Origin of the sequence: Actinomadura sp. 7K507, from assembly GCF_004348425.1 — a bacterium.
Taxonomy (GTDB): domain Bacteria; phylum Actinomycetota; class Actinomycetes; order Streptosporangiales; family Streptosporangiaceae; genus Spirillospora.
Genome location: NZ_SMKK01000323.1, coordinates 1 through 8,399, shown reverse-complemented (window position 1 = coordinate 8,399; position 8,399 = coordinate 1). Strand labels below are relative to the sequence as shown.

Annotated in this window: 5 protein-coding genes and 2 pseudogenes; 4 read left to right on the top strand and 3 right to left on the bottom strand. The window is 69.2% G+C overall.

Annotated elements, in window-relative coordinates:
* The 3 genes and pseudogenes from E1285_RS46100 to E1285_RS40955 form a co-directional block, all read left to right on the top strand.
* Positions 1-202 (top strand): annotated as a pseudogene (locus E1285_RS46100) (branched-chain amino acid ABC transporter permease); the annotation flags it as partial.
* A 148-nt stretch (positions 203-350) separates the two neighbouring features.
* A complete protein-coding gene (locus E1285_RS40960) occupies positions 351-1,142 on the top strand; it encodes an ABC transporter ATP-binding protein (RefSeq protein WP_132159995.1) in 792 nt (263 codons plus the stop codon).
* Positions 1,143-1,145: 3 nt separating this feature from the next.
* Positions 1,146-1,907, top strand: a complete 762-nt coding sequence (locus E1285_RS40955; protein ID WP_132159991.1) for an ABC transporter ATP-binding protein — start codon at positions 1,146-1,148, stop codon at positions 1,905-1,907.
* A 133-nt stretch (positions 1,908-2,040) separates the two neighbouring features.
* On the opposite strand, the pseudogene E1285_RS40950 reads toward E1285_RS40955, so the two are convergent.
* The 3 genes and pseudogenes from E1285_RS40950 to E1285_RS40940 form a co-directional block, all read right to left on the bottom strand.
* A pseudogene (locus E1285_RS40950) lies at positions 2,041-2,801 on the bottom strand (IS30 family transposase).
* A gap of 344 nt (positions 2,802-3,145) precedes the next feature.
* Positions 3,146-4,411 carry an ABC transporter substrate-binding protein gene (locus tag E1285_RS40945; RefSeq protein WP_132159989.1) on the bottom strand — a complete coding sequence of 422 codons (1,266 nt, stop codon included), beginning with the start codon at positions 4,409-4,411 and terminating at the stop codon, positions 3,146-3,148.
* A 301-nt stretch (positions 4,412-4,712) separates the two neighbouring features.
* Positions 4,713-5,066, bottom strand: a complete 354-nt coding sequence (locus E1285_RS40940; RefSeq protein WP_132159993.1) for a PaaI family thioesterase — start codon at positions 5,064-5,066, stop codon at positions 4,713-4,715.
* Between the two features lie 126 nt (positions 5,067-5,192).
* On the opposite strand from E1285_RS40940, the gene polA reads away from it, so the two are divergent.
* Positions 5,193-7,883, top strand: coding sequence for a DNA polymerase I (gene polA / locus E1285_RS40935; protein ID WP_132159988.1), 2,691 nt, complete (start codon positions 5,193-5,195; stop codon positions 7,881-7,883).
* Positions 7,884-8,399: the final 516 nt, after the last annotated feature.

Here is an 8,399-nt window from a genome sequence, read left to right as displayed (position 1 = left end):
GTTCTGGTTCCTGCTGGTGCTGATGGACACCTCGCTGCGCCAGGCGCTCAGCGCCGGGTACATCTCCGACAGCATCCTGGAGTCCTCGGACATCGGGCCGCTCCGCTTCGCGGTGGTGGGCCTGCTGCTCATGTTGATCATGATTTACCGGCCGCAAGGCGTGCTCGGCAGCCGGAGGGAGATGTTGCTCCGTGACCGATGAGCAGAAGGACGGGCTCGGCGCCGACGGCGATGGCGTCGAGCTGGGCGACAGCGAGATCGTCGAGGCCCGGCGGCTGGCAGAGGAGGCGGTGGAGGAGACGGTCCTGGCGGACGAGTCCCCTCTGGCGCACCTGACCGGCGAGCCGGGGATGGCCAAGCCGGACCCGATCCTGGTCGCCGACGGGCTGAGCCGCTCGTTCGGCGGGCTGAAGGCGGTCGACGTCGGCCACCTGGAGGTCCAGCGGGGGACGATCACGTCGCTGATCGGCCCGAACGGCGCGGGCAAGACGACGCTGTTCAACGTGCTGACCGGGTTCGACCGTGCCGACGGCGGCACCTGGTCGTTCGACGGCCGTCCCGTGGCCGGGCTCTCCGGCCACCGGATGGCCAGGCGCGGGATGGTGCGGACGTTCCAGCTGACCAAGGCGCTGACCCGGCTGACCGTGCTGGACAACATGAAGCTGGCGGCGGTCGGCCAGCGTGGCGAGAACTTCTTCAACGCGCTGGTGCCGGCGCTCTGGCGTTCGCAGGACGCGGAGCTGGAGAAGCGGGCCGAGGAGCTGCTGGAGAGGTTCAAGCTGGCGAAGATGCGCGACTCGTTCGCCGGTGAGCTGTCGGGCGGCCAGCGCAAGCTGCTGGAGATGGCGCGTGCGCTGATGGTGGGCCCGTCGATGGTGATGCTGGACGAGCCGATGGCCGGGGTGAACCCGGTGCTGACGCAGTCGCTGCTCGGGCATGTCCGGGCGCTCCGCGACGAGGGCATGACCGTGCTGTTCGTGGAACACGACATGGACGTCGTGATGGGGATCAGCGACTGGGTCGTCTGCATGGCCCAGGGGCGGGTCATCGCCGAGGGCACGCCGGACCAGATCCGTTCCAACCGGACGGTCATCGACGCTTACCTTGGGACGCAGTACGACGAGCCTGGGGCGGAGGAGTAGAGGATGACCGAGAAGGACGCGCAGGCGCCCGAGGAGGCGCCGGAGCCGCTGCTGGTGGCGGACAAGGTGGTGTCGGGCTACATCCCCGACATCAACATCCTCAACGGCTGCGACCTCACTCTCGCGGAGGGCGAGGTCGTGGCGGTGATCGGGCCCAACGGGGCGGGCAAGTCGACGCTCGTCAAGACGATGTTCGGGCTGATCCCGGTGCGTTCGGGAGAGATCCGGCTGAAGGGCTCGTCCATCACGAACCTCACCGCGCACCAGCTGGTGTCGCGGGGCGTCGGGTACGTGCCGCAGACGCAGAACGTGTTCCCCTCGCTCAGCGTCGAGGAGAACCTGGAGATGGGGCTGTACCTGCGGCCGAAGCGGTGGAGCGAGCGCTTCAAGTTCGTCTGCGAGATGTTCCCGCTGCTGGGGGAGCGGCGTAAGCAGAAGGCGGGGGCGCTGTCGGGCGGCGAGCGCCAGATGGTCGCGATGGGCCGCGCGCTGATGATGGACCCGTCGGTGCTGATGCTCGACGAGCCGACCGCGGGGCTGTCCCCCAAGTTCCAGGACGAGGTCTTCCAGCAGGTGAAGCAGATCAACGCCAGCGGTGTGTCGATCGTGATGGTGGAGCAGAACGCCCGCCACTGCCTGCAGATCTCCGACCGGGGATACGTGCTGGACCAGGGCCGCAACGCCTACACGGGCACCGGCGACGAGCTGCTGCACGACCCGAAGGTCATCGAGCTGTACCTCGGCACCCTCGCCCGGGTCGACTGACCCGGCCGTCCTGGGCCGGCGCTGGACCGGCCCAGGACACGAGGGAAGCCCAGGACACCCGCGAACCGGAACACGCAGGAACCGGAACAGCAGGAACGAAGAGAGCGAAGAAGGGCCCCGGCCGCTGGCGGATTCAAGGGGTCCTCGCAACAAGATCACGCAGGCGCTCGGCTGGAGTTTTCCAGCCGAGCGTTTTGCGTGGTCGGCTGTTGAGTTGCTGGGCGACGTGTTCGAGGCAGCCCTGGTCCCAGGTCAGCGAGCCGCGCAGGTGCTCGGGCAGGGTCTGGACCAGTGGCACCAGCACGTCGCGGACCTCCTCGGCGGTGTGGCCGCCGGGCAGGTGCCCGAGCATGACGTAGCGGGTGGAGCGCTCGACCAGGGCCACGATCGCGCTCTGGCTCCGGGGGCCGACGACGAGGTCGCCTTCCCAGTGGCCGGGAACCGCCCGGTCGGCGGCCTGGGCGGGACGCTCGGAGATCATCACCATCTCGTCGGTGAAACGGCTCGTGCGCCGCTGCGGGCTGCGGTGCGGCTTGCGGCGCGCGCAGTGGACCGTCTTGGGCGAGCTTGGCGTCCTCGGGGCGCGACCGGCTCCTCGCCCACGCCCGCCGGGCCCGACGCGGCCGGTAGACGCCATTGACCGCACGGGCCTCGATCTCGCGCTTGACGGTGGACGCCGACCGCCCCAGCACCCGTCCGATCACGCGCAGCGACCGGCCCTCACGGTGCATGCCGGCGATCACCTCCCGCTCTTCCAGCGTGAGGAACCGAGGGTGCAGCCCGGCATCGACCGCCGTCAGCGACGACGCAGAGGCGACGGTACCGGTCATACCCGCTGTGCAGTCGACCTTGCGGCCACCTGGGGTGCAGGCGCGCGTTGCCGATCTTCCGGATACCGCGGTCCCAGTCCCGGGCAGTGCGTTCGTTGACCCCGACCTGTGCCGCGGCGGCGCGAAGCCGGTCGTACTCCGCCCGGCCCGGATGCCCGCTCGTGCCCGACTTCCCCCGACCACCGACACCGGCCTTCCGCGCCCACCCGTACACCGTCGCACGGTTCGCCCCGACCGCCCGAGCAGCCCCCGAGACACCGCCGTTCTCCCGGCCCAGCGCCTCGAAGAAGCCTGCCTTCAGGCCCTCAAAATCCATGATCCCCGCAACTCCCTGAAGATCAGGGTGTTGCGGGGATCATTAGAACCCGCGACCGTCCGGGGCCCTTCTGTCGATCTCGGCTGCCGGGATCAGGTCAGAGGCTTGCTCTGGACCGTGTCGATGATCTCGAACTTGCCCTTGTCGTTGTACTCGTAGATCTCGATCTCCGTGGCGCCGGGCTCACCGGGCTCGGTGAAGTCGAGCGGGCCGCTGGCGCCGTCGTAGTCGATGTCCTTGCCCTGCTTGATCAGGTCACGGCACTGGGTGAAGGAGGTGCACTTCTCGCCGCCCTTGGTGACCTCGTTCATCTTGGTCTTGAAGACCGCGGGGTCGTCGGTCTTGGCGGTCTCGGCCGCCAGGGCCATGGTCATGACGCAGTCGTAGACCTGGGGCGCGTACTGGAAGACCTCCAGCTTGGGGTCGAAGGCCTTCAGGCCGTCGGTGAACTTCTTGTTGTCCACCGAGGCGGGGCCGGTGCCCTTGAAGCCCTCGATGACCGACGGGTCGTTCTTGGAGAAGCGCTCGGCCATCTCCTCGTCCTTCATGCCGTCGGCGCTGTAGAACTGGTTCGCCTTGAAGCCCGCCTCGATGAGCTTGGTGCCGAGCTGCGCGCCCTCCTGGAAGGAGACCATGACGACGGCGTCGGGCTTGGCGTCCCGGACCTTGGTGACGGTGGCGTTGAAGTTGGTGGTGTTCGGCTCGTACGCCTCCATGACCGGCACGGTGGCGCCGACCTTCTCCAGGGACGCCTTGGTCGCCTCGGCCAGGCCCTTGCCGTAGTCGTCGCCGCGGTAGGTGACCGCGACGGTGGCGTGGCCGTCACCGGTGATGGTGTCGGCGAGGATCGGCCCCTGGAGCACGTCGCTGGGCGCGGTGCGGAAGTAGAAGCCGTCGTCCTTGTAGTCGGTGAACGTCGGCGCCGTGTTGGAGCCCGAGCACTGCACCTTCTGCGCGCTCTTCACCTTGTCGAGGATGGCGAGGGACATGCCGGAGGCCGCCGCGCCGACGACCCCGTCGACGTTCTGGCCGAGCAGCCGGTCGACCGACGCGTTGGCGATCTCGGCCTTGCCTCCCTCGTCCGAACCGACCGCCTCGGGCATCGGCTTGCCGAGGACGCCGCCGGCCTTGTTGATCTCGGAGATCGCGAACTTGGTCGCCGAGATCTGGGGCGGGCCGAGGTGGGCCAGCTCGCCGCTCTCCGGGAAGACGTAGCCGAGCTTGAGCACCCCATCCTTGCTGCCTGCGCCGGCGTTGGTCTCCTCGCCGTCGCCGCCGTCGCCGCCGCCGCAGGCCGCGAGGGCGAGCGCGGTCACCGCGGTGAGTGCCAGGGTGCGGAACCTTCTGCCGCCTTGCATGGGCGTCTCCAGATGTCCGTGGACTGCCTCTTTGCGTCCGTTTGTCAGTGCGGCAGAGGCTACTTGACCTGGAGGTTCGGGAGGAGGCGGAGGTGGGGGTTGCGGCCGAGTCGTGATCTGTTGTGACCGTTTTGTGAAATATCGCGTGCGGCGCCGGTCACGCGGTGAAAAAAGTGGCCCGGGATCACCTTTGGGGCCGTCCGAGCCCTGTCCGGGCGCGTACGTTGTCTACTCGGTGATCCCGGGCCGTTTCGATCCACGCTACAGACCCGGGGGCGGGCATCGCAAAGGAAAGTGCGGATCAAGCTCCGGGAGCGTCCCGCAGCATGCAGGTGAGGCGGGCGGTGCAGACCCGGCGCCCGCCGTCGTCGGTGATCACGATGTCGTAGGTGGCGAGGGTGCGGCCGCCGTGCGTGCGGGTCGCCACGCCGGTGACGTACCCGTCCGTCGCCGACCGGTGGTGGGTGGCGTTGATCTCGATGCCGACGGCGATGCGGCCGGGGCCGGCGTGCAGCGCGGCGCCGGTCGACCCGATCGACTCGGCCAGCACGCAGGACGCGCCGCCGTGCAGGAGCCCGTACGGCTGGGTGTTGCCCTTGACGGGCATGCGTGCCACGACGCGTTCGGGTGTGGCCTCAAGGCACTCGATGCCCATGGCCCTGCCCAGGTCGCCGTGCGCGTCCGGCCCGAAGCCGGAAGGGGCCGCGGCGGACTCCGCCCCGGGGTTGTCAGTCACTTACGCCTCCACGAAACTGTCGTACGCGCAGACTAGAGTCCTGGTGTGGCGACGACAGCAGCGACCCCTGACAAGCGTGACCGGCTTCTCCTGCTCGACGGGCATTCTCTGGCCTACCGGGCGTTCTTCGCCTTGCCCGTGGAGAACTTCTCCACGACCGACGGGCAGCCGACCAACGCCGTGTACGGCTTCACCTCCATGCTCATCAACGTCCTGCGGGACGAGGAGCCCACCCATATCGCGGTGGCGTTCGACCGCTCCGAGCCGACCTTCCGGCACGAGCAGTACGTCGAGTACAAGGCCGGCCGGCAGAAGACGCCGGACGAGTTCCGCAGCCAGATCAGCCTGATCCACGAGGTGCTGGACGCGCTGCGCATCCCGCGGCTGTCGGTCGCGGGCTTCGAGGCGGACGACATCATCGCCACACTGTCGGTCCAGGCCACGGCCGCCGGGCTGGAGACCCTGATCGTCACCGGCGACCGGGACGCCTTCCAGCTCGTCGACGGCGACGTCACGATCCTGTACCCCGTCCGCGGAGTGTCGGAGCTGTCCCGGATGGACCCCGGCGCCGTCGAGGCCAAGTACGGCGTCCCGCCCGAGCGGTACCGGGAACTGGCCGCGCTGGTGGGGGAGACCAGCGACAACCTGCCCGGCGTGCCCGGGGTCGGCCCGAAGACCGCCGCCAAGTGGCTCACCAAGTACGGCGACCTCGACACGCTCGTGAACCGGGTGGAGGAGATCAAGGGCAAGGCCGGCGACAGCCTGCGCGAGCACCTCGCCCAGGTGCTGCGCAACCACCAGATCAACAAGCTCGACACCGAGGTCGGGCTGGAGCTGACGCCGCCGCAGCTCACCATGGGCCAGTGGGACCGCGAGGAGATCCACACCCTGTTCGACTCGCTCCAGTTCCGGGTGCTGCGCGAGCGGCTGTACGCGACCCTGTCGGCGGCCGAGCCCGAGGCCGACGAGGGCTTCGACGTCGACGTGGACGCGCTGGAGCCCGGCGCGCTCGGCGCCTGGCTGGAGGCCAACGCCGGCGACCGGCTGGGCATCGCCCTCACCGGCTCCTGGGGCCGCGGGACGGGCGAGATCACCGCGCTGGCGCTGGCGTCCAAGAAGGGGCCGGCGGTGCACCTCGATCCGGCCGAGATGATCGAGGACGACGAGCGCGCCCTGGCCGCCTACCTCGCCGACCCCGCGCGTCCCAAGGCGATCCACGAGGCCAAGGGGCCGATGCTGGCGCTCGCGGCGCGCGGCATGACGCTGAACGGCCTCACCAGCGACACCGCGCTCGCCGCCTACCTGGCGCTGCCGGGGCAGCGGACGTTCGACCTGGCCGACCTCGCCCTGCGCTACCTGCACCGCGAGCTGCGCAGCGAGACCGAGGACTCGGGGCAGCTCACCCTCGACGGCTCCGGCGAGGAGGAGGCGGCGCAGGCCCTCGCGGTCCGCGCGCGCGCCGTCACCGAGCTGGCCGACGTCCTCGACAAGGACCTCGACAAGCGCGGCGCGACGCGGCTGCTGCGCGAGGTGGAACTCCCGCTCGTGGGCGTCCTCGCCGGCATGGAGCGCGCGGGCATCGCGGTCGACACCGACCACCTCGCGGGCCTGTCCGCGTCCCTCGGCGGCCAGGTGAAGGAGCAGGAGCAGCTGGCCCACTCCGCCGTCGGCCGCGAGTTCAACCTCGGGTCGCCCAAGCAGGTGCAGCAGGTGCTGTTCGACGAGCTGAACCTGCCCAAGACCAAGCGCACCAAGACCGGCTACACCACCGACTCCGAGGCCCTGACGAACCTCGCCGAGAAGGACCCGCACCCCGTCCTGGACCACATCCTGCGCTGGCGGGAGGTCGCCAAGCTCAAGAGCATCGTCGACTCCCTCATCCCGATGGCCGACGACGCCGGCCGCATCCACACCACGTTCAACCAGATGATCGCCGCGACCGGCCGGCTGTCGTCCACCGACCCGAACCTGCAGAACATCCCGATCCGCACCGCCGAGGGCCGCCAGATCCGCGAGGCGTTCGTCGTCGGCGAGGGCTTCGACACCCTCCTCACGGCCGACTACTCCCAGATCGAGCTGCGGATCATGGCGCACCTCTCGGAGGACGACGCCCTCCTGGAGGCGTTCGGCTCTGGCACCGACTTCCACACCGTCACCGCGTCCCGCGTGTTCGGCCTGCCGCCCGAGCAGATCGACTCCGAGCTGCGCGCCCGCATCAAGGCCATGAACTACGGCCTTGCCTACGGCCTGTCCGCCTACGGCCTCTCCCAGCAGCTCCGCATCTCCCCGGACGAGGCGCGCGGCCTCATGGAGGAGTACTTCGAGCAGTTCGGCGGCGTCCGCGACTACCTGCGCGACATTGTCGCCAAGGCCCGCCAGGAGGGCTACACCGAAACGATCATGGGCCGCCGCCGCTACCTGCCCGACCTCAACTCCGACAACCGGCAGCGCCGCGAGATGGCCGAGCGCATGGCCCTCAACGCCCCCATCCAGGGATCGGCCGCCGACATCATCAAGGTCGCCGGCCTCAACGTCGACCGCGCCCTGCGCGCCGCTGGCCTGACGTCACGGATCCTCCTGCAGGTCCACGACGAACTCGTCTTCGAGGTGGCCCCCGGCGAACTCGACGACCTCAAGACCCTGGTCAGCACCGAAATGGCCGGCGCCTACGCCCTCCGCGCCCCCTTGAGCGTCTCCATGGGCACAGGCCAGACCTGGCAGGAAGCAGCGCACTAGCTTCTTTGTAGTTCCCTTGGCGTCGGGCCTTGGAGGCCCTCCTTCGGCGGGAACTACGGTGCGATCGCTGCATCGCTTCGACTCGCCCTGGGGGCTCGCTGCGCGATCAGGTTTCTTGCTTCGCTCGAAACCTGCCTTCGGTCGCGATCGCGGTGGTTTTGGTTGTTGCGGGGTTGGGGCGACGGCTGGGGTCGGCGGAGTGGTGGGTTCTGCGGTGCGGTCGCTTCAGTTCGCCTTGGGGGCTTGCTGCGCGATCGGGTTTCTTGCTTCGCTTGGAGCTGCGTTTGGTCGTGGTCGCGGTGGTTTTGGTTGTTGCGGCTCGGCCTGTGGCTCGCTGCGCGATCGGGTTTCTTGCTTCCCTCGGGGCCTGCGTTTGGTCGTGGTCGCGGTGGTTGTTGTGGGTTTGCGGTGGTTGTTGTGGGGCGTCCGCGGGATGTTCGCTCTTTGGGCATTGCGGCCGGGTGTGCTGGTTCCTGGTCCTGGTGCACTCGTGGGACGGGTGGCTGAAGCCACGGT